This is a genomic window from Eubacterium sp. OM08-24 (assembly GCF_003438075.1).
GTDB lineage: Bacteria > Bacillota > Clostridia > Oscillospirales > Acutalibacteraceae > Ruminococcoides.
In genome coordinates this window covers 1-381 of the sequence record NZ_QSTA01000007.1, presented here as the reverse complement: position 1 = coordinate 381, position 381 = coordinate 1, and the positions used below count along the sequence as shown (strand labels likewise).

Genomic DNA, 381 nt, shown 5'->3' with positions numbered 1-381 from the left:
CGTGGCAGAAATTTATTCTTTTCGGCAAACCTTTTACCGCAAGTACAGCGATATCTTCTTTTTTTAATATGAATGAAAACATACTTGCCAAAGGCAGGAATATCCTTGATAACCTGCTCACGATAGTCGTGTATTGTGTTTGTCAGTTTGCCACAGCAAGGACATTTGTGTTTCTTACGCTCAAGTTTGCAATGTATGTGAATAGTGTTGTGATTTTCTTCAACTTTTTCTATTGAAAGCCCTTGCAATCCTGTGAGTTTTTCTGTAAAATATTTGTAGAGCATATTTATTCCTCCGTTCTGGTTTCTTGACAATTCCATTTTAACGGATTTTCGGAAAATATGCTCTACTTTTTTTGAAAATTTTTTAAATTAATTTTGT

1 protein-coding gene is annotated in these 381 nt (G+C 33.6%); it reads right to left on the bottom strand.

Features of this window, described 5'->3' with window-relative positions; translation table 11 throughout:
• Window positions 1-284: transposase family protein (locus DXC23_RS12555; protein ID WP_199523069.1), on the bottom strand; the 284-nt coding region annotated here is incomplete at its 3' end.
• Between the last annotated feature and the right edge of the window lie 97 nt (window positions 285-381).